The 23,686-nt window shown below is 37.3% G+C and carries 9 protein-coding genes; 5 read left to right on the top strand and 4 right to left on the bottom strand.

Annotated elements, in window-relative coordinates; genetic code table 11:
- Positions 1–248: 248 nt before the first annotated feature.
- Positions 249–14,828, top strand: coding sequence for an HYR-like domain-containing protein (locus tag FFWV33_RS10390; protein WP_108740840.1), 14,580 nt, complete (start codon positions 249–251; stop codon positions 14,826–14,828).
- Between the two features lie 259 nt (positions 14,829–15,087).
- Here the strand turns inward: FFWV33_RS10390 and FFWV33_RS10385 are convergent, their stop codons facing one another.
- Positions 15,088–15,519: an FKBP-type peptidyl-prolyl cis-trans isomerase gene (locus FFWV33_RS10385; protein ID WP_108740839.1), complete on the bottom strand. Its 432-nt coding sequence runs from the start codon at positions 15,517–15,519 to the stop codon at positions 15,088–15,090.
- Positions 15,520–15,909: 390 nt separating this feature from the next.
- Here FFWV33_RS10385 and FFWV33_RS10380 point away from each other — a divergent pair, with 390 nt between their 5' ends.
- Positions 15,910–17,322 carry an FAD-dependent oxidoreductase gene (locus FFWV33_RS10380; RefSeq protein ID WP_108740838.1) on the top strand — a complete coding sequence of 471 codons (1,413 nt, stop codon included), beginning with the start codon at positions 15,910–15,912 and terminating at the stop codon, positions 17,320–17,322.
- Between the two features lie 139 nt (positions 17,323–17,461).
- On the top strand, positions 17,462–18,187 hold the full coding sequence (locus FFWV33_RS10375; RefSeq protein WP_108740837.1) for a phytanoyl-CoA dioxygenase family protein: 726 nt from the start codon (positions 17,462–17,464) through the stop codon (positions 18,185–18,187).
- A gap of 207 nt (positions 18,188–18,394) precedes the next feature.
- Here FFWV33_RS10375 and FFWV33_RS10370 read toward each other — a convergent pair whose 3' ends face one another.
- The gene (locus FFWV33_RS10370; RefSeq protein WP_108740836.1) at positions 18,395–19,915 is read right to left on the bottom strand and encodes an aminotransferase class V-fold PLP-dependent enzyme; all 1,521 of its coding nucleotides are present in this window, start codon (positions 19,913–19,915) and stop codon (positions 18,395–18,397) included.
- 340 nt (positions 19,916–20,255) lie between these two features.
- On the opposite strand from FFWV33_RS10370, the gene FFWV33_RS10365 reads away from it, so the two are divergent.
- Positions 20,256–20,702: a hypothetical protein gene (locus tag FFWV33_RS10365; RefSeq protein ID WP_108740835.1), complete on the top strand. Its 447-nt coding sequence runs from the start codon at positions 20,256–20,258 to the stop codon at positions 20,700–20,702.
- A 111-nt stretch (positions 20,703–20,813) separates the two neighbouring features.
- On the opposite strand, the gene FFWV33_RS10360 is transcribed toward FFWV33_RS10365, so the two are convergent.
- Both FFWV33_RS10360 and FFWV33_RS10355 read right to left on the bottom strand, forming a co-directional pair.
- Positions 20,814–21,284, bottom strand: a complete 471-nt coding sequence (locus FFWV33_RS10360; protein ID WP_108740834.1) for an RES family NAD+ phosphorylase — start codon at positions 21,282–21,284, stop codon at positions 20,814–20,816.
- Positions 21,284–21,784, bottom strand: a complete 501-nt coding sequence (locus FFWV33_RS10355) for an antitoxin Xre/MbcA/ParS toxin-binding domain-containing protein (RefSeq protein WP_108740833.1) — start codon at positions 21,782–21,784, stop codon at positions 21,284–21,286. Before FFWV33_RS10355 ends, FFWV33_RS10360 begins: the two co-directional genes overlap by 1 nt.
- 351 nt (positions 21,785–22,135) lie before the next feature.
- Here FFWV33_RS10355 and rlmD point away from each other — a divergent pair, with 351 nt between their 5' ends.
- The gene (gene rlmD, locus FFWV33_RS10350; protein ID WP_108740832.1) at positions 22,136–23,548 is read left to right on the top strand and encodes a 23S rRNA (uracil(1939)-C(5))-methyltransferase RlmD; all 1,413 of its coding nucleotides are present in this window, start codon (positions 22,136–22,138) and stop codon (positions 23,546–23,548) included.
- The last annotated feature ends 138 nt before the right edge of the window (positions 23,549–23,686 follow it).

The following is a 23,686-nucleotide window of genomic DNA, read 5'->3' as shown; positions in this document are numbered from 1 at the left end:
ATTTAAAAAAGCATCAAATAGAAAAGAATAACCTTTAAAAAGTACTAAATCATCTATGAAATACACAAAATTAATCGTTTTCTAAGAAAAAACATTCATGGTATAAAGAATTCTTAATATATATATTAGTAATTTTACAATCTAAATTGATAATTTCTATAATTTTTATACTGTTGATAATAAATTATAAAACATAATTCATTTTTACATTCGAATTGTTGCTATAATTTATCAAAACCCGTACTATCATGAAAAAAAAATACTTTTATATTTTTCTCATTACTATATTGTTCATGCACACTAGTCATTCTCAACTTAGTGATTTGCATTATTTACCGCCATTAAAACAGGCGTCCGACAACCAAGCCGTGCAACAACAAGCGTTTTATTTGTCCACACCAACTACAACTTCTTTTCTTATTGATGTCTATCTAGGAACAAGTACCACAGCATTAACCACGTTGACCTTGTCAAACAGTAGCCCTGTTAAATACTCTCTTACAGATGGTGATAACAACATAACTTTAGTCACTAATGCGAATACAGGTGTTGTTCTTAGTAATAGTGGACTCCGATTTAAATCTAGAAATGGCGAAAGTTTTTATGTTAATTATAGAGGTAGATCTACTTCTCAAGCAACCTCATTAACTTCTAAAGGAAGACAGGCACTTGGAACAAAATTTAAGTGGGGAGGTATCCCAAATCGAGGATCCCATGCTACTTTAACAAATACCTTGGGTATAATGTCTGCCGAAGATAATACCGTAGTAACTATAAGTGGTTATAATACTTCTTGTGAATTTAGATTAGGAAATAACTTAGGAGGAATAACTAGTGATATTATTACAGTTACTTTAAACGCCGGACAAAGCTATGTATTGGAAGCATCGCCTAGTCAAAATACTGCCAATAATACTGGTTGGTTAGGGGCGTCTATTAGCTCAACAAAAAACATAGCAATCAGTAATGGAGGATTGAATGTTGGAGTTATATCAACATCAGGAAATAGAGATGCTGGAGTCGATCAACCAGTACCTGAAAATAAAATTGGTAGAGATTATGTTTTTGTGAGAGGTAATGGTAGTAACTCCACTGAATTCCCAATCATAATCGGTACACAAAACGGAACTAATATTTTTGTAAATGGTTCTACAACAGCAATCGCAACGATCAATAATGGAGAATATTTTGAAATTCCTGGTAGTTATTACAGCTCATCTTCAGCTGGCGCAAATATGACTGTAGTTACGTCAAAAGATGCATACGCATACCAATGTATTGCAGGTTCACCTGCAACAAACACCCTTGGACTAAATTTCATAGCGCCCGTTAATTGCTTATTACCAGACACATTAAATAATATTCCTTTAATAAAAGATGTTGCAAGTCTGGATTTTTCTGGAGGTATAACTATTTTAGCCTCTACTACAACTCCTAATAGTGACATTGTTGTAAAAGATGGTGCAACTATCGTTCCTTTACCTACTCCTATACCTGCGGCAGGGCTACCATGGAAATCATTTTATGTACCCAATTTGAATGGGAATATTTCGGTTAAATCTACTGGTCCCATAGCAGTAGGGTTTATTGGAGTGAATACTAATGCAGGTATTGCAGGTTACTATTCAGGCTTCGATACAGTACCAGTTGTTGATTTAAAAATTACGGGAGGGAGCTGTTTACCAGGATCAGATCTAAAAGAGCTATCAGGAAGTTTTGAAGCCTACCAATGGTACAAAGATGATAGTATCATTGCAGGAGCTACTAGTAGCAGTTACACTCCTTCAACTCCAGGTGATTTTTTTGTTAGAGTAACCAAAGGAGGGTGTACTTATGATTCATCAGTTTTATCCGCTTATAATTGTGACCCTGAAATTATACTTACAAAAACAGTTGATAAAAGTAATGTACTCGAAGGAGATACAGTTATTTTTAAAGTGAGTGTAAAAAGTTTAGGTGTAAATCCTGTAACCAATCTTGTTATAAACGATTTGCTACCGTCACAATTATCATTTGTTTCTGCGACAGCTGTACGCGGAACTTGGACTGCACCTAATTGGAATATAGGAACAATGACCAGCGGTGAAATATTTACTATTTTTATTACTGCAAAAGTTAATGATGTTACTGCTAGTTCAACGGTTATCAATACCGTTTCTAATACCCAAGATATACCTGAGGCAGATGTACAAGTAGACGATGACACAGAATCTATCACTATCACTAATAGCGAAATTGATGTTACTAAGACTTCTTTGGCAGCAGCTGATGGAAGGTATGATACTGTGGGTGAAATTATCAATTATACCATTGTTGTCAAAAATACAGGTGATACTAACTTGACCAACATTACAATTACAGATCCAAAGGCAGATACAGGAAGTATATCACCTTCCTCTGTAGCTACCTTAGCAAAAGGTGCTTCAACAACATTTACGGCAACGCACAAAATTACACAAGCAGATATTGAAGCTGGGCAAGTAATTAATTCGGCTACAGCCAATGCTACGCTATCAAACGGTTATGGGATTTCAGATGTATCGGATGATCCTACCAATGCAACTAGCACAACTAATGATCCTACGGTAACATTGATTACGCAAGAAGGAAAGATAAATTTAGAAAAAATTGCTCAAACAGCGGCAGATGGGTCTTATGACACTGTAGGCGAGAATATAATTTATAACCTAACTGTTAAAAACACAGGGAATATCATTCTTAACAATATAACAATTACTGACTCAAATGTATCCTCAAGTAGCATTTCCCCTTCAACTGTGGCAACATTAAACCCCGGGGCTACTACCCTTTTTACCGCCAGCCATACAATCACTCAAACTGATTTGGATAGCGGTAAGGTGACCAATACGGCATCTGTAAAAGGGACAGCAAACAATGGGATAACTACAATTACAGATATATCAGACGACCCAAGTAACCCAAATAATAATGTAGATGATCCAACAGTTACTCCATTAGCATTAAAACCATCTTTAACTATTACAAAAACAGTCGACGATCAATATAACGTAGCTCAAGGTCAAACAATTACTTACACCTATATAGTTACAAATAGTGGAAATATCACAGTAGACAACATCACTATTAATGATAGTCACGTTGCAAACGGAACACTGTCAACACCAAGTATTCAAAGTACAACTGGAACTGATGTAAACACGACTGATAATAAAATAGAATCTTTGGCTTCTGGACAAATAGCGACTTGGACAGCTACCTATTTAGTAAATCAAACTGATATAAATAACCAAACTAATATTACAAATACAGTTACCGCAACCGGAACACCTAGACTAGGAAGCATTACAAATCCTACAGCTAGCAAAGTTGTGAGTGTTCACCCAATCCAAACTGTATGTAGTAATACAAAACTAAGTCATAATTTAATAAATGACGGTCCGTTTACAAATGCTACTTTTAGCTGGGCGGCAGTTTCAAACACAAATATAACTGGAGCTTCCACATCAATAAAAACGACCAATTTAATAGATGACACTTTAATTAACACTTCCGGATTAGATCAGACCATACAATATAACATTACGGTTAAAAACACGTCTGGCACCACAATAGACACCTATAAATATATTGTAACGGTTCATTCTCAACTTATTGTTCCTATCAATGCTTCTTCAATTGTAGAATGTTTAGCAAATGCAACACAACCAACGACACCAATAGTTAAAGATTATAAAGGAGATACTGTAACTCCGACCATCACACAAAATGCAGATCCATTATGTGAAGGAACAAAAGAATATACATTTAATTATACCGATTGTGGGGGCAACGTATCCACTTATAAATACACCTACACAATTGATCATACCATTGCACCAGCAACTATTCCTGCAGATGGTGCAAGCACGATAGAATGTATTGCGAACGCTACAACTCCAACGCCTCCAACTGGAATCAAAGATGTTTGTGGAACTGATGTTACTGCAGTTTTAGCTTCTACAGTAGATTCGCCTGCAACTTTATCTTGTGAAGGGTCAAGAACCTATAATTATACCTATACTGATTGTTCTGATTTGGTTTCGAATTGGAAATATACCTACACAATTGATCATACAAAAGTACCTGCAACTATTCCTGCAGATGGCGCTAGTACGGTAGAATGTATTGCAAACGCTACAACTCCAACGCCTCCAACTGGAATCAAAGATGTTTGTGAAACTGATGTTACTGCAGTTTTAGCTTCTACAGTAGATTCGCCTGCAACTTTATCTTGTGAAGGATCAAGAACCTACAATTATACCTATACTGATTGTTCTGGTTTGGTTTCGAATTGGAAATACACCTACACAATTGATCATACCATTGCACCAGCAACTATTCCTGCAGATGGTGCAAGCACGATAGAATGTATTGCGAACGCTACAACTCCAACGCCTCCAACTGGAATCAAAGATGTTTGTGGAACTGATGTTACTGCAGTTTTAGCTTCTACGGTAGATTCGCCTGCAACTTTATCTTGTGAAGGATCAAGAACCTACAATTATACCTATACGGATTGTTCTGGTTTGGTTTCGAATTGGAAATATACCTACACAATTGATCATACCATTGCTCCTGCTACTATTCCTGCAGATGGTGCAAGTACGGTAGAATGTATTGCGAACGCTACAACTCCAACGCCTCCAACTGGAATCAAAGATGTTTGTGGAACTGATGTTACTGCAGTTTTAGCTTCTACGGTAGATTCGCCTGCAACTTTATCTTGTGAAGGATCAAGAACCTATAATTATACCTATACTGATTGTTCTGATTTGGTTTCGAATTGGAAATATACCTACACAATTGATCATACAAAAGCACCTGCAACTATTCCTGCAGATGGTGCTAGTACGGTAGAATGTATTGCAAGCGCTACTACTCCAACGCCTCCAACTGGAATCAAAGATATTTGTGGAACTGATGTTACAGCGTTTTTAGCTTCTACAGTAGATTCGCCTGCAACTGTATCTTGTGAAGGAACAAGAACCTATAATTATACCTATACTGATTGTTCTGGTTTGGTTTCGAACTGGAAATATACCTACACAATTGATCATACAAAAGCACCTGCAACTATTCCTGCAGATGGTGCGAGCACGGTGGAATGTATTGCGAACGCTACAACTCCAACTCCTCCAACTGGAATTAAAGATGTGTGTGGAACTGATGTTACAGCGTTTTTAGATTCTACAGTAGATTCGCCTGCAACTTTATCTTGTGAAGGTTCAAGAACCTACAATTATACCTATACGGATTGTTCTGGTTTGGTTTCGAATTGGAAATATACCTACACAATTGATCATACCATTGCTCCTGCAACTATTCCTGCAGATGGCGCAAGTACGGTAGAATGTATTGCAAACGCTACTACTCCAACGCCTCCAACTGGAATCAAAGATGTGTGCGGAACTGATGTTACTGCAGTTTTAGCTTCTACGGTAGATTCGCCTACAACTTTATCTTGTGAAGGATCTAGAACATACAATTATACCTATACGGATTGTTCTGGTTTAGTTTCGAATTGGAAATACACCTACACAATTGACTTGACTTCTAAACCAACTGTTCCTGCTAACGCAAGTTCTACTGTAGAATGTCTTGCTAACGCTGTACAACCTGTTGCTCCGCCAGTTACTGATAAATGTGGAACTGCACTTACGCCAGTGATCACTGCTTCGGCTGATCCTGTTTGTGAAGGAACGAAAGTGTACAACTATACATACACTGATTGTGCTTCAAATGTTTCGGTTTATACCTATACCTATACAATTGACTTGACTACAAAACCAGTTGTTCCTGCTAACGCAAGTTCGACCGTAGAATGTTTGGCTGATGCTGTTCAACCAGCTGCTCCTGTTGTGACCGATAAATGTGGAAATACTATAACGCCAGTAATCACAGCTTCGGCTGATCCTGTTTGTGAAGGAACGAAAGTTTATACCTATACATATACTGATTGTGCTTCGAATGTATCTGTTTACACCTATACGTATACACTTGACTTGACTTCTAAACCAATTGTTCCTGCTAACGCAAGTTCGACTGTGGAATGTTTAGCTGATGCTGTTCAACCAGCTGCTCCAGCAGTTACTGATAAATGTGGAAATAATATTATACCAGTAATCACTGCTTCGGCTGATCCTGTTTGTGAAGGAACTAAAGTTTACACCTATACATACACTGATTGTGCTTCGAATGTTTCGGTTTACACCTATACTTATACCCTTGATTTGACTTCTAAACCAACTGTTCCTGCTAACGCAAGTTCAACAGTGGAATGTTTGGCTGATGCTGTTCAACCAGCTGCACCAGTTGTCACAGATAAATGTGGAAATACCATTACGCCAGTAATCACTGCTTCGGCTGATCCTGTTTGTGAAGGAACTAAAGTTTACACGTATACGTACACTGATTGTGCTTCGAATGTTTCGGTTTACACTTATACGTATACACTTGACTTGACTTCTAAACCAATTGTGCCTGCTAACGCAAGTTCAACTGTAGAATGTTTGGCTGATGCTGTTCAACCAGCTGCTCCTCCAGTTACTGATAAATGTGGAAATGCACTTACGCCAGTAATCACTGCTTCGGCTGATCCTGTTTGTGAAGGAACGAAAGTCTACACCTATACATACACTGATTGTGCTTCGAATGTATCTGTTTACACTTACACTTACACTCTTGACTTAACTTCTAAACCAGTTGTTCCTGCTAATGCAAGTTCTACTGTAGAATGTTTGGCTGATGCTGTTCAACCTGCTGCTCCGACAGTTACTGATAAATGTGGAAATAATATTACACCAGTAATCACTGCTTCGGCTGATCCTGTTTGTGAAGGAACTAAAGTGTATACCTATACATACACTGATTGTGCTTCTAATGTATCTGTTTACACTTATACGTATACACTTGACTTGACTTCTAAACCAATTGTTCCTGCTAACGCAAGTTCTACTGTAGAATGTTTGGCAAACGCTGTTCAGCCTGTTGCGCCAGTGGTGACGGATAAATGTGGAAACGCACTTACACCGGTAATTACGGCTTCGGCTGATCCTGTTTGTGAAGGAACGAAAGTCTACACCTATACATACACTGATTGTGCTTCGAATGTATCTGTTTACACTTATACTTATACACTTGACTTAACTTCTAAACCAGATGTTCCTGTTAACGCAAGTTCAACCGTAGAATGTTTGGCTGACGCTGTTCAACCAGCTGCTCCACCTGTTACTGATAAATGTGGAAATGCACTTACGCCAGTGATCACTGCTTCGGCTGATCCTGTTTGTGAAGGAACGAAAGTGTACACCTATACATACACTGATTGTGCTTCGAATGTATCGGTTTACACTTATACGTATACACTTGACTTGACTTCTAAACCAATTGTTCCTGCTAATGCAAGTTCGACTGTAGAATGTTTGGCTGACGCTGTTCAACCTGTTGCACCAGCAGTTACTGATAAATGTGGAAATGCACTTACGCCAATGATCACTGCTTCGGCTGATCCTGTTTGTGAAGGAACTAAAGTCTACACCTATACATACACTGATTGTGCTTCGAATGTATCGGTTTACACTTATACGTATACACTTGACTTGACTTCTAAACCAATTGTTCCTGCTAATGCAAGTTCGACTGTAGAATGTTTGGCTGACGCTGTTCAACCAGCTGCCCCTCCAGTTACTGATAAATGTGGAAATGCACTTACGCCAGTGATCACTGCTTCGGCTGATCCTGTTTGTGAAGGAACTAAAGTCTACACCTATACATACACTGATTGTGCTTCGAATGTTTCGGTTTATACTTACACTTACACTATCGATATGACGATTAAACCAATAGTGCCATCGAACGGTAGCGCTCTTGTGAATGACATTTCGAAAGCTGTACAACCGGCTGCTCCAACTGTTATTGATAACTGTGGTAAAAACATTGTTCCGGTTATCACGGAAAATGTAAGTCCTGTGTGTGATGGTCAAAAGATCTACTATTTCACTTATACCGATTGCGGTGGAAACAGTTCAGTTTATACCTATACATACACGATCGACGTAACATCTACATTAATTATTTCGAATAAAACAAAAATAAGCTGTAGTGATGTTGCTTTGAATTATGATCTTAAAACTACAACACCATTGGTTAACCCTACTTTTACTTGGGTTGCCACAGACAATCCTGCTGTGACGGGTGAAAAAAATGGCAACGGAACAACTATTACTGACGCTATTTTAAATATCAGTGGTGTAACACAAACTGTGAAGTATACCGTTACACCTTTCAATAACAAAGGATGTCAAGGACCTACATTTGAACTGTTAGTTACTGTTAAACCTCAACCGTTTGCTAGTAAAAACCCAACAGATGTAACTTGTAGCACCATTGCTCTTAACCATAATTTAAGTGCAGATGTTGATTTAGCCAATACTACTTTTACTTGGGCTGCTGCCAATAATCCAAACGTATCTGGAGAGACAACCACTAGTTCAATTTCGAACACGATAAAAGATAAATTAGTTAATACTTCGGGCGTTGTTCAAACTGTGGTTTACACAATCACTCCTGAATCTTCTGGAAATTGTACTGGGAAACCATTTACTTACACAGTAACTGTTCGACCTGAAGCAACTTTGATTGTGACAAAAATAACACTTCCTGCTACTGATGGACAATATGATAGCGTAGGTGAAATAGTGAAATATCAAATTACAGTTGAAAATAAAAATGAAGTAACTGTAAGCAACTTAACACTTGAAGATCTTAATGCAGATGCAAGCAGTATTAACCCGAGTTCATTTGCAACGGTAGCCGCTTTTCAAAAAGTAATTTTCACCGCTTCTCATACTATCACACAATCAGATCTAAACGCTGGTCAAGTAGTAAATAGTGCCATAGGTACTGCTTTTGATCCTTGCGGAACAAGAGTCACTGATCTGTCTGATGATCCTGCAACTACGACGCCAAATGATAATACAATCACAAGCCTAGTTCAGAAACCAGTTTTAGCATTAGAAAAAACCTTCACATTCAATGATGAAAACGGTGATGGTTTAGTTCAAAACAATGAAACTATTACCTATAATTTTAAAGTTACTAATACCGGAAATGTAACACTTACAAACATAAGTATCAATGATCCGTTAATGACGGTTAACGGTGGCCCGATTAGCTTAGCTCCTGCTGCTGTAGACGCTACTACCTTTGCAGGTACCTATGTGATTACTCAAGGAACTATTGATTCTGGAAGTTTAACCAACTCGGCTACCGTAACTGGTACAGATCCGAAAGGAAAAATAGTTACTGACATTTCTGACGATCCTAAAAATGCAGCAAATATTGATACCAACGGAAATGGTAATCCTGATGACAGTACAATTTTTGCAATTGTTGCGAAACCGGAATTAACCGTTGAAAAAACAGGTGTCTTTATCGACGCCAATGGAGACGGACTTGCTCAGGTAGGTGAAACTGTTTCGTATAGTTTCGAAATAAAAAATACTGGAAATGTAACGATTACAGGTATCACAGTAAACGATCCGTTCTCACCAGTTACTGGTGGACCAATAACCCTGCTTCCAGGTGCAAAAGACAGTACAACGTTCACTACAGTACATACGTTGACACAAGCAGAAATCAATACTGGAACCGTAACTAATTCTGCTACAGCAGCTGGTAAAGCACCTAATGGAGCAACCATTTCTGATGTATCAGATGATCCTACTACTGCTGCTCAAAATGATGCAACTGTAACCAAACTGACTCAAAACCCATTATTAACGTTGTTAAAAACTGCGGTATTTAATGATGAAAACGGAAATGGATTCCCAGAAACTGGTGAAACAGTATCCTATAGTTTTACGGTTAAAAATAATGGAAATGTTACCCTAACCGGAATAACAATCTCAGATCCTTTGACATCAGTTACAGGCGGACCTATCACGTTGGCTCCAAACAAATCAGATGCTACTACTTTTAAAGCGAACTATACTTTAAAATTAACTGATATCAATGCGGGACAAGTTACCAATACTGCCACGGCCACAGGAAAAGATCCTGATGGAAAAACTGTTGCAACATTGTCTGACGATCCAAACAATGCTACTAATGGCGACAGTGATAATGATGGTCACCCTGACGACCCTACTCTAACCAAATTAGCACCAAACGCAAAATTGAGCGTAACTAAAACGGGAGTATTTAAAGATGCAAACAATGATGGTTTAGCTCAAGTTGGCGAAACTATCGACTATACTTTTGAAGTTTCGAACATTGGAAATGTAAGTGTGACCGGAATTAAAATAACCGATCCATTGGTGACGGTTACTGGTGGCCCTATTTCATTAGATCCAAATCAAAAAAATGGTACTACTTTTAAAGCTACTTATACATTAACTCAAGCGGATATCGATGCTGCAAAAGTGACCAATGTTGCCGTAGCCTCAGGACAAACACCAAAAGGCGCTACCGTATCTGACACTTCTGACGATCCAAATAATCCAACGAATACAGACAACAACGGAAATGGAGAACCAGATGATGCTACCATTACTACTATTCCTGGAAAAGGAAAAGTAAGTTTAACAAAAGTAACTTTGGCTCCGACAGATGGTAGTTATGATTCGGTTGGTGAAAAAATCAATTACTTATTGACCATTACCAATACCGGAAACTTGACACTTTCGAACCTAGCAATAACAGATGCAAATGCGGATATAGGAAGTATTCTGCCAGCAATTATTGCTACGCTTGCACCAGGTAAATCGGCTACTGTTTCGGCTGCGCATTCGATCACTCAAAGCGAAATTGATTTAGGTTCTGTAACTAACAGTGCTTCGGTTACGGCTACCGATACTGCAGGAATTACAGCAACTGATACATCAGATGATCCAAATAATGCAACCAATGCAGATATAAATGGTGATGGAGATCCTGATGACGCTACTGTAACTTCGATTACACAAAAACCAGCTATTTCATTAGAGAAAACATTTGTATTTAATGACGAAAATGGAGATGGTTTCCCGCAGTTGAATGAATCTATTACCTATAATTTCAAAGTTCAAAATACTGGAAAAGTGACCTTGAGTGATATTAAGGTAATCGATCAACTAGTGACTGTACTTGGTGGTCCAATAACTTTGGCTCCAACAGAAATTGATAATCATACCTTTTATGCCACTTACAAAATTACACAAGCAAACATCGATGCAGGTTTTGTAAGCAATTCGGCTGTTATAAATAGTAAAGATACTAATGGAAACACAGTGACCGATACTTCTGACGACCCTAACAATTCATCAAATGTAGATGCGAATGGCGATGGAGAACCAGACGATGCTACCATCACAGCCTTAGTTTCGAAACCTGAATTGACTGTTACCAAGATTGGAAGTTTTATTGATGCTAATCAAGATGGTTTAGCGCAAGTAGGTGAAACAATTAGATACCATTTTGAAATCATTAATACAGGTAACGTAACCATTTCTAACATTACAATTGCAGATGCTTTAGTTGCCGTCACGGGTAACCCTATTACATTGGCGCCAAAAGCGAAAAACACCAGCAATTTTGTGGCAATCTATACCCTAACACAAGATGATGTTAATACTGGATTTGTCATAAACACTGCTACTGCATCAGGTCAAGATCCTTTTGGAGGTACAGTAAGTGATCGCTCTGATGATCCTACAACTGCTGCGAAAAATGATGATACCAATACATCTCTTGCAAGAGAGCCACAATTATCATTGTTCAAAACGGCTACTTTTAATGATGAAAATGGTGATGGTCTACCGCAAGCCAATGAAACAATCAGGTACAATTTTGATATCAGAAATAACGGAAACGTTACCATCTTTGGTATTCAAATTACAGATCCATTGGTAGCAATAACCGGTGCACCGCTTGATTTACAACCTACAGAAGGCAATGACACGCACTTCTCTGCGCTATACACAATCAAACAAAGTGATATTGATTCTGGAGGTATTACCAACTCTGCTTTGGCTGTAGGGCAAGACAAAGATGGTTCGAAAGTGACTGATGTAAGTGACTTCTCTGATGATCCAGACAATCCAAACGATGAAGATTTAAATGGAGATGGTGATCCTGACGATCCTACCGTAAGTGCTTTAACCGGAAAAGCAGCTTTGAATATTACAAAAACTGCAACGTTCAACGATACCAATAATAATGGATTTGCAAATGTGGGAGAAACAATTACCTACGCTTTTGCTGTATCTAATATTGGAAATCTAAGTTTGACGAATGTCAAAGTAACAGATCCAATTGTTACTGTATCGGGAGCAGCTATTAGTTTGTCACCTGGGCAACTTGACGCAACAACTTTTAAGGCTGTTTATAGTATCACTCAAGAAGATTTAGATACCGGAAAAGTAAGCAATACGGCTGTAGCTTCTGGTCAAGATCCAAATGGAATCGTAGTTAAAGATTTCTCAGATGATCCAAACAATACAGCAAATGCAGACCTCAACAATGATGGTAATCCAGATGATGCAACTGTAACTTCTTTCCCTGTGCAAGGAAAAATCAGCATCCTTAAAACTGCCTTGGCAGCTGCAGATGGTGCCTATGATACTATTGGAGAGAAAATCACTTATTCTATTGTAGTGACCAATTCTGGAAGCACGACCTTATCCAATATTAAAATTACAGATACAAATGCCGATCTAGGAACGGTAGTACCAAGTACAATATCGGTACTGAGTCCAGGGAAATCGGTAACTATAACCGCTATACATACCGTAACTCAAGCAGATTTGAATGCTGGTTTTGTAAGCAATACGGCTGCAGTACGAAGTAATGATGCTTTAGGAAATGTAGTATCTGATTTATCCGATGATCCTACTAACCCAGCAAATATTGATGCTAATGCTGACGGTGATCCTGATGATGCAACGGTTTCTGCAATGGCGCAAAAACCACAATTGCAATTAACTAAGGCTTCTACCCTAGCACCTGATGGACTTTGGGATACAATTGGTGAAGTGATTTTGTATAATTTAGTATTGACCAATACTGGAAACGTAACTTTAACAAATGTTGCGGTGACTGATGCCAATGCTGATGCAGGGAGTGTAACTCCAGCCAGTTTTGCTACATTATTACCAGGTCAAAAAGTAACTTTGACGGCAAAACATACCATTACGCAAGTTGATTTGGATAAAGGAGCTGTTACAAATACAGCAGTTGCTACGGCAAAAGATCCTAAGGGTGGAAATGTAACCGATGATTCTGATGATCCAAACAATGATACCAACAAAGATACTAATGGTGATGGTGAGCCTGATGATGCAACCGTAACCGTTACACCGCAATTGGCCATTTTAGAGGTGACCAAAGTAACCAACAACCGCACGTTTACAAAGGTAGGTGATCCTATTCTGTACACTATTGTTGTTACTAATCGTGGGAATATCAATTTACTGAATGTTAATGTGAGAGATAATAACGGAACCTTTACAAGCCAATCATCAGTTAATGTATTGGCCCCAGGTAAATCGTTTACCGTTACCGCTACGCACTTAACGACAGCAGATGATATCTTATTTGGCTACATCGATAATACAGCGGTAGTCCATGCTTTGATTCCGAATTCGACCACAACAATCGAAGAAGATTCTGATGACCCAACCAATACAACCAATGTTGATATTGATAAAGATGGTGATTTTGAAGATCCAACTACTAGTTACTTAGACACTGATAGTGATGGAGTGGCTGATATTATTGATATCGATGATGATAACGATGGTATTTTAGATACTGTTGAAGGAACAATGGATAGTGATGGTGATGGTATACCAAACCATTTGGACATTGATGCAGACAATGACGGAATTCCGGATAACCTAGAAGCGCAAACCACTACTGGATACAAAGCACCTAGCAAAGTTGATCTAAACAAAAATGGTCTCGATGATGCTTATGAAAACGGAACAGTACTAGGACTTACCCCTACCAATACAGACGGAACGGATAATCCTGATTATTTGGATACCGACTCGGATAACGATGGCGTTGCAGACATCATTGAAGCATTCGATAAAAACAAAGATGGTATTCCTGACTTGTTTATTTCTGGAAATGATGCTGATCATGATGGTCTTGATGATAGTTTTGAAGGTGCCAATACAATGGACGGATTTGTAGTCAATAATGAATTCAAAACTGGTAGTAGAGATACGAACAATACCGATGGAACTGACGAGCCTGATTACCGTGATATCGATGATGATAATGATGGTGTGTACACCAAATATGAATTGGATCCAAACAGTGATGGCAATGGTCCTGATGATACAGACAAGGACGGAATCCCTGATTACTTGGATACCGATGATGATGGAGACGGAATATCAACAAAAAGTGAGGGAGCTGATCCTAATGGTGATGGAAATCCGAATGATGCTGTAGACGGAAATGCCAATGGTATTCCGGATTACTTAGAAGTTGGAAATTATAACCTTACGCTTCCTGCGGACGAAATAGAAGTCTTTAGTGCAGTATCACCAAATGGTGATGGCGACAATGATGTTTTGGTACTAGGACGTATCTACGAATTCCCAGAAAACACGGTCCAAATTTACAACCGTTGGGGAATATTAGTTTACGAAACTGTTGGTTATGGTTCTCATAACAATTTCTTTAGAGGATATTCTGAAGGACGTGTAACCATCAGCAAACAAGAAAAATTACCAACTGGAACGTACTTTTATGTTATTAAATACAAATCAAATGGATTTGATAAACGTAAAGCAGGTTACATTTATTTACAAAATTAAGTCGGCAACAAAAGCTGAATAATTTGAATACCAAAATGCCAGTTTTAACTTGATCACTATATGCGATTTGAGTTTAAACTGGCATTTTTTCTTTAAGTCAAAAGATTTCGCTGTGATTTTAAACTGTGTGTTTTTTAATATGCTATTCTTATTTCATCAACCTATAAGCGCTTTGACATAAGTTTTTTTTTAGATCGAAAGCAAAAAAGCCTGATAACGAACAATACGTTATCAGGCTTTTATATTTTAAGGAAAAGATTTATTCTGAAATCTCTACAACCTCTAGGTCAAAAATCAAGTCTTGTCCTGCAAGAGGATGATTTCCGTCTAAGACAACTGTTTCATCTCTAACTTCTACAACTATTAGATTCATTTCTTGTCCTTCTGGAGTTCTAGAAACTAGCCCCATCCCTACTTCTGGAGTCATCTCTGGTGGCAATTCTGCTTTAGGAACTTCAATAAATAAATCCTCACGAGGCTCACCATAAGCGTCTTCTTTGGCAATATTTATTGTTTTTTTCTCATTTACTTTCATATCAATAAGGCCTTTTTCAAAACCAGGAATTAATCTCCCTTGTCCTAGAGTAAATGCAATAGGCTCTTTACCTTCAGAAGTATCAAATACTTGTCCGTCTGCTAGTTTTCCTGTGTAATGTACTTTAACCGTGTTGTTTTCTTTAACTTGAGTCATACTATTTTTCAATTTTGTAAGATCTATTTTTCGAATAAAAAGACCTTTGTTTACATATAATTAACCACTTCATTGCCAAAACTACGCCAAAGCTATTTCCTTGACAGATTGTACCCTTTCTCACAAGTTTGCGATAGCCAAATTACGCCTGAGCCCCACCTATCACACGCGAGAGCAACGCCTGTCACAATCGGAAAATATGGCAGTATCCTGTATTTTAGGACGATTAATAATGCTAAAGCCAAGGATATTCGTAAAATTATAATGTTTCGGAATGGAAATTAGAAACTAAACATTAGTACAAATAAAAAAAACCTCCCTTTTAATTTCTTATCTTAACACCTACAATTAATCATTCTAGAAACTTCTATTGACAAACCATAAAAAGATATGACACAAAAAATTAAAATGTACGGTGCAGAATGGTGCCCCGATTGCAGAAGGACAAAGGGCTTTTTTACTCAAAACAATATTGAGTTTGAGTACATCAATCTTGATATCACTCCAGACGCATCCAAATTGGTTGAGGAATACAATAACGGAAAAAGAATCATACCAACCGTAGTCATACACGAAACTGCACATAGCAACCCTCAAAACCATGAACTTGCTGCTATTTTAGGTATAAACAAGCAGGGAACCGTTAAATTATATGGTGCCGATTGGTGTCCTGATTGTCGCAGAGCCAAACGTTTTTTGCAAGATAACCAAATCAACTTTGAATTTATTGATGTAGAAAACACCGAAGGTGCTAGTGAATATGTTATGAAAGTCAATAATGGTAAACGTATAATACCAACGATCCTAATAAATGACACGCCCTACTCTAACCCCGACAATAACAAATTGACGGAGCTGTTACATATTGATAAAGTTACCGACACACGTATCTATGATGTACTGATTGTGGGTGGTGGCGCATCTGGCTTGACTACTGCCATCTATGCACAAAGAGATCGTTTTGATAGTATAATTTTAGAAAAAAAGAATATTGGTGGAAATGCGTTTATAACTAAAAAAATAGAAAACTACCCAGGCTTTAAAGAAGTTTCAGGTCCAGATTTGATGGATCGAATGGAACAGCAAGCCGCAACTTTAGGAGCAAAAATCGAAACCGGAGTCGAAATTGTAAGTATCGAAAGAGTTGGCAATTTTTTTAAAGTATACACCAAGTCCGAAGAATACAGAGCCAAATCGATAGTGATTAGTACCGGGAGTACGTATCGCACGCTAGGCATTCCGGGTGAAGCCGAATTAATAGGATCAGGTATTCATTATTGCGCAACTTGTGATGGCGCTTTTTATAGAGATAAAGAAGTCATCGTTATTGGTGGTGGAAACAGTGCGCTTGAAGAAGGAATGTTCTTAGCAGGATTTTGCAAAAAAGTAACGATTATACATCGCGGCGAGAAATTTTCTGCTGACGAAATATACACTGAAAAACTAACATCGTTCGAAAATATTGAAGTTCACCTGAACAAAAAACCAAAAGAATTTATTGCCGATAGCGATGGTAATTTTGATAAATTGATTTACAGTGACAACGAAACTGAAAAAGAAGGAGAACTAACAGCCGATGGCGTCTTTACCTTCATTGGTTTAATCCCTAACACCAAACCTTTTGAAGGATTTTTAAATTTATCAAATAGTGGTCACATTTTAACCAAAAATCTTAACCAAACAAGCGTTGAAGGAATTTTTGCAGCAGGAGACTGTCGTTTTGGAGCTATTGCACAAGTTGCAGCCGCTACAGGTGAAGGCGTTGTGGCTAGTTATGGATTGAAAGAATATCTAAAGAAGTAAACTTAACCCTAATAAAAGCATAAAAAGAGCCTCGTTTTTTAAAAAAAACGAGGTTTTAATTAATCAGTTATAACCGCAAATATTGATGTCTCACAGCTCATCATCAGAAGTTTTAGCTAACAATACAAAATCTATAATAATGAGCCAAATTGAAGAACTGAATCTGCAAGGTTTTATAATAATTAATGACGTTTATAGCGATAATGAAATTGCTGAACTAATTTCTGTAATCGAAAAAAACAGTCTATTGAAATCTGAAAAATCTACCTTCAGAAAATCTGAAGATTTATTTGCGATTAGACAATTTTTAATAGAAGTTCCTGAAATATTGGATACCATTTTAAACGAAAAACTAAAAAAAATTATAAAGTTAAATTTTGGAGAAGATTATTTTATTACAAAATCAATTTATTTCGATAAACCAGAATTGTCAAATTGGTTTGTCGCTTATCATCAAGACTTGACAATCTCTGTTAATAAAAAAATAGAACTTGATGATTTCATCAATTGGACAACAAAACAGAATCAATTTGCGGTGCAGCCACCAAAAAAAATTCTTGATAGAAACTTTACGATCCGAATTCATTTGGACAAGACAACTAAAGAAAATGGTGCATTGAAAGTTATCAATAAATCACATTCAAAAGGAATCTGTAGAAGCGAAAATATGAAAATGAATGGAGAAATTGAAAGTTTTTGCGAACTTGAAAAAGGAGGCGTTATGATTATGAAACCTTTACTTTTTCACGCTTCAAACAAAACGACAAATTATGAAAGAAGGCGAGTAATTCATATTGAATTCAGTAATCAAGAATTACCAAAAGAATTAGAATGGAACGAGCGAACAAATTTAAATATTATATAGGGTTTTCTGAGCATTTAATTGATAGGTTATTGCTACTTAAATCCACTCACTAAATTGGCGATTAATTGCAAAATAGTCAAACCTTAGCCCCTAATGATGCATAGGGTCAATGAGAATATGTTCTAAATACAAACTCGATTTTAAAACAAAAGTACTTAGTGAATCATTGTACAAAAGCAGTCGCTAAAATGTATTTAGAATTAATTTTTAATCAAACCAGTTTCTTGAAATTCTTGCTACGACATCATGGTCATCCTTGTGTATAAATTCATTTTTTATAGCACTGTACTGGTAATCTGCTTCCCATTCTTTGAAATTGGCAGCAACTTCTTTTATAGCGTTACAGATAAATTCGATTTCATTGTTGGTTAACGTGGGGTGAATTGACATACGTATCCATCCTGGACGAGCGATTAAACATCCCTTCAAGATTTCATCTTCAATAGATTTTGAAGTAGATTCGTCTACGTTTAGCAAATAATGGCCATACGTACCAGCGCAGGAACATCCGCCTCTTGTTTGCACACCAAATCTATCGTTCAATAATTTGACGATTAAATTATAATGCGAATTTGTAATATAAAACGAAAAGATACCTAAACGTTCCTTATGATTTGGTGCCAAAATATGTAGATTTTCAATCGAAGACAATCGATCAAATATAATAGCATTAAGTTCGTTTTCTCTATCCCGAATATTCTGAATTCCCATTTTCTCTTTTAACTTGATGGATAGCGCAATCTTAATGGCTTGCAAAAATCCTGGAGTACCACCATCTTCGCGAGTTTCAATATCATCTACATAATCATGTTGCCCCCAAGGATTGGTATAACTCACTGTACCTCCACCTGGACTATCAGGAACTAAATTTTTGTAAAGTTTTTTATTGAATATCAGTACACCTGTTGATCCTGGACCACCCAAAAATTTATGAGGAGAAAAAGTGATGGCATCCAAATACTGCTCTTCATCTTCTGGGTGCATATCGATCTTTACGTATGGTGCAGAACAAGCAAAATCTACAAAGCACAAGCCATTGTTGTTGTGCATCAATTTTGCCACAGCATGATACGGTGTCTTTATCCCTGTAACATTTGAGCAACCCGTTATGGCAGCAATTTTTATAGGTGTGTCTTTGTATTCGTTCAATAATTTTTCTAATCCTAGTAAGCAAGGTAAGCCATTATCATCTGATGGAATCACTTTCACTTTTGCAATCGTTTCTAACCAAGACGTTTGATTGGAATGATGCTCCATGTGAGACACAAAAATTATGGGTCTTTTTTCTTCAGGAATATCAGTATATTGTTTTAGGTTCTCACTTAATTTAATACCTAGAATCCTTTGAAATTTATTAATAGCACCCGTCATCCCTGTACCTTCTGTTATCAAAACATCATCGTTTGAAGCGTTGACATGTTTTTTGATAATGGCTCTAGCATCATGATAAGCATGTGTCATGACGCTACCTGTGATAGCGTTTTCTGTATGTGTGTTGGCGACAAAAGGTCCTATTTCATTCAGTAGTTTCTCTTCAATAGGTCTATACAAACGACCACTAGCGGTCCAGTCTGCGTAGATTATTTTTTTTCTTCCGTAAGGTGACTCAAATTCTTGATCGTTTCCAACTACATTGGCTCTAAACGCTGCAAAGTAAGACTCTAGATCGGTACTTTTCTGAATTGGATTAGAATGTTCTTTATTTGATAAAGTATTTACTGTACTCATAGTCAACACGTATTAGCGGTTTGTAAAGTGTATTATAAAACAGACTGCCTTGGATGATTAACCATACAAAGGGCAAAAAGTAAAAATACGCAAAACGATTTAAGATATAAAAATAAAACACAAATCTAGGTTAAACCTTTGATTATATTGATGTTTTTAACAATCTGAATACTGTTTTTAGCGAAATTCATCTTTAGTTTTCTAAATCAAAGGAATACTACCTACAAACAATGAGGAGTATTTAGTCGCTTTTGCCAAACTAGCTTTCCGAAAGCTGCTGAACCCACAAAGAAAATCATTACAATTCCCTATTTTTGTTGCTCTACAATCATTAATATTCATGTTTTCGAAAAGTAAATTTAAAGAATGGGTTAACCGCTACAAGTATGCAGAACTCGCTGCGACGAGCACAGCCCTGCTTTGCTCGCAACTGAGCTATTTTTTTGATGGCGTGACAACGGCTTACTTGATTACGTTTGCCGAATATTTTGCGTTTTATAGCGTAATCATCTGGATTTCTTATCTTCAATTGCAGAAGATACCAAAACAATCGGAACAAGAAAACACCTTTAAAACAATAGCCGTTTTAGCCAAAAACATCTTATTGGAGTTTGGTTATCCTGCTGTTTTGGATTTCTTTTTTTTGCGTCCGTTTTGTATGTATTGGTTGCCTATTGTGACAGGAAATGCAGTAATAGGAATTTTAATGGGTAAATTATGTGCCGATGTTGTCTTTTACTTTTTTTCGATTGTAAATTATGAACTCATGAAATCAAAAAATACCTAAGAACATTTAACTTGGCTGCACGGAGCTATTACAATTCAAGATTGTTACATACTATTTCTACTAAATCACAAGACCATACCACAAAAACATTAAATAATAATGTTTATTCAATTATTCTCGCTTATCCATTTTTAACCTTTCATCTATGGGTAAAATGATGAATTCAACCACCTCAACTTTTCCGAAATCTTTAAATAATGGATTTAGTATAATATTACTTTCTAATCCAACAATTGTAGAGGGGACACGCAAGGCAAATACGTCTCGATCTTTTGCAAGTTGTGTAAAAATAGCCGTTGTTTTGGAAGTATACGGATATTGATTCCACTCTTCTGGTAGTTCTTTTAGATCTTGAATTACCCATTCGTCTGGGAATTCAATTTTAGCCACTACTATTTCTTTGGGCAAGTAAGCGATATTTTCTGAGTGGACATAATACTCCAGCAATGCCAAAGAAATATTTTCGGAGCAATATACTGCACGTGTTCCTATTTCGTTCCACCTTCCGCCCACTTTTTCAGCTCCTATTCCAGAAAGGGTTAAATCTTTGTATTTAAGATTGGCTATTCTATAAACGACCATTAGCTATACACATTATATTGAATTCGGATAATTTCACTCTCGACCATTTCGAAACCAAAACTACTATCTAATAATTCAAAAGGTAGTTTATTACCGAGCGTTCTAGAGGGCGTCATTAACCATTGCTTAAAATCTTCTTTGGAATCAAAGACTTCATAACCAAGTCCAAATAATCTCGCTAGTTCATAGATACGCTCTGAGGTTTCTTTGCTATAAACAGCCTTCTTTTGCATACTACTTATTGAAGCTGGTAAGATAGGTTCAAACTCTTTTTCTGTCGAATCAATATAATCTATCAATTGTTTCCAATCTGGTTTTTTTACCCCTTGGCGAATACGGTCAATTAACTCCATCTTAAAACTAGGCGCATCTTTACCGTGAAGTACGACCCAAGAGGGAGAAAATTCAGCAAAATTAACCGCTTTCAAATTCTTTAATGGAGTTTGTATTACTGCAGACGCTTTTTTTGCCTTAGTTCTAGATGTTACTTTATTATCCATAATTGTATTTTTACGCTTAGATTATAGTAAATATACAATAATTAAAAATGAACCTTCCATATTCACCTACTTTATTTTATTTTATTTCAATTATAATCTAGTACCCAACTCACCTGCCCCCGATTGCAGCGAAAAACCCGGAGCTTTGCTGGCATGGTAGTACTTGACTGTAAATAGCGACCGAAGGAAGCTCCTTTGCAGGCTTAGTACTACTGCCAGCAAAGCGAGGATTTGTAGCGAAAAGCGGGATTGGGCCCAAAAAAATCTCTTATTCGAATAAAAACGCCTTCCTTTTTAAAAATATTTCACAATTTGAATTTATAAAAGTTTACAAACGCTTATTTTTGCCGCATGAGTAGAAAAAATACAGACAAAGTTGTCTTTCATCAGATAAAAGTCCTTGATGCAGGTGCAAAAGGCGTTTCGGTAGCAAAGGCTCCCGATGGTAAGGTAGTGTTCATTCCCAATGTAGTGCCTGGGGATGTAGTTGATGTGCAAACGTTTAAGAAACGTAAGGCCTATTATGAAGGGAAAGCCGTGAAATTTCACGAGTTCTCTGAGCATCGTGTGGAACCAGTTTGCGAGCACTTTGGTGTTTGTGGCGGTTGCAAATGGCAAAATATGAACTACGACCAACAGTTGTTTTACAAACAAAACGAGGTTAAAAACCACTTGCAACGTATTGGTAAAATCGAATTGCCAGACTTTGAGCCTATTTTAGGTTCGGAGAAGAAATTCTTTTACAGAAACAAAATGGAATTTTCGTTCTCTAACAGCCGTTGGTTGACTGAGGCTGAAATTGCAAGTACAGAAGATCTTGGAAACAGAAATGCACTTGGATTCCATATTCCGAAAATGTGGGACAAGATTCTAGACATTAATAAATGTCATTTGCAGGAAGATCCTTCGAATGCGATTCGTAATTCAATTCGTGATTTTGCAAACGCAAACGGATTAACCTTCTTCAACCCAAGAGAACATTCTGGATTGTTGCGCACCGTAATGTTGCGTACATCATCTACGGGAGAGATCATGGTATTGATTCAGTTTTTTGAAGATGATAAAGCCAACAGAGAATTGATTTTGGATCATTTGCATGCAACTTTCCCAGAAATCACTTCGTTATTGTATGTGATTAACAACAAAGCAAACGATACTTTGTATGACACGAATGTAAAATTGTACAAAGGTCGTGACTATATTTTGGAAGAAATGGAAGGGTTGAAATTTAGCATCAACGCTAAATCATTCTACCAAACCAACTCGAACCAAGCCTATGAATTATACAAAATTACACGTGATTTTGCAGGATTGACAGGAGAAGAATTGGTGTATGACTTGTATACAGGAACGGGAACAATTGCTCAATTTGTTTCGAAAAAAGCAAAAAAAGTGATTGGTGTCGAAAGTGTGCCAGACGCTATCAAGGATGCAAAAGCGAACGCAGTGCGCAATAATATTGACAATTGCGAGTTTTTTGTTGGAGATATGAAAGTAGTTTTTAACGACGCTTTTATTGCGCAACACGGACAACCAGACGTAATCATTACTGACCCACCAAGAGACGGAATGCACAAAGACGTGATCGAACAAATTATGAAAATCGCTCCGAAAAGAGTGGTGTACGTAAGCTGTAACTCGGCTACGCAAGCACGTGATTTGGCTTTGATGGACGAAAAATACAAAGTAACTCGTGTGCGCCCTGTGGATATGTTTCCGCAGACGCATCACGTAGAGAATGTGGTCGTTTTGGAACTACGTTAATTAGTGCTCAGTTTTCAGTTTTCAGTTTTCAGTTTTCAGTTTTCAGTTTTCAGTCGCAGTCGCAGTCGCAGTATTCAGTGTGCAGTATACGGTTACATATAGGAACTTGCATGCACGTAAACTGAATACCGCAACTGA

The organism is Flavobacterium faecale (assembly GCF_003076455.1).
GTDB classification, from domain to species: Bacteria; Bacteroidota; Bacteroidia; order Flavobacteriales; family Flavobacteriaceae; genus Flavobacterium; species Flavobacterium faecale.
The sequence above is the reverse complement of the archived record's forward strand: the minus strand, read 5'-3'. Positions and strand labels throughout refer to the sequence as shown.

What these genes read in the sequence shown, in the direction of transcription:
- FFWV33_RS10390 (WP_108740840.1), top strand. Translation starts at nt 249, where the DNA reads ATGAAAAAAAAATACTTTTATATTTTTCTCATTACTATATTGTTCATG.
- FFWV33_RS10385 (WP_108740839.1), bottom strand. Translation starts at nt 15,519, where the DNA reads ATGACTCAAGTTAAAGAAAACAACACGGTTAAAGTACATTACACAGGA.
- FFWV33_RS10380 (WP_108740838.1), top strand. Translation starts at nt 15,910, where the DNA reads ATGACACAAAAAATTAAAATGTACGGTGCAGAATGGTGCCCCGATTGC.
- FFWV33_RS10375 (WP_108740837.1), top strand. Translation starts at nt 17,462, where the DNA reads ATGAGCCAAATTGAAGAACTGAATCTGCAAGGTTTTATAATAATTAAT.
- FFWV33_RS10370 (WP_108740836.1), bottom strand. Translation starts at nt 19,915, where the DNA reads ATGAGTACAGTAAATACTTTATCAAATAAAGAACATTCTAATCCAATT.
- FFWV33_RS10365 (WP_108740835.1), top strand. Translation starts at nt 20,256, where the DNA reads ATGTTTTCGAAAAGTAAATTTAAAGAATGGGTTAACCGCTACAAGTAT.
- FFWV33_RS10360 (WP_108740834.1), bottom strand. Translation starts at nt 21,284, where the DNA reads ATGGTCGTTTATAGAATAGCCAATCTTAAATACAAAGATTTAACCCTT.
- FFWV33_RS10355 (WP_108740833.1), bottom strand. Translation starts at nt 21,784, where the DNA reads ATGGATAATAAAGTAACATCTAGAACTAAGGCAAAAAAAGCGTCTGCA.
- rlmD (WP_108740832.1), top strand. Translation starts at nt 22,136, where the DNA reads ATGAGTAGAAAAAATACAGACAAAGTTGTCTTTCATCAGATAAAAGTC.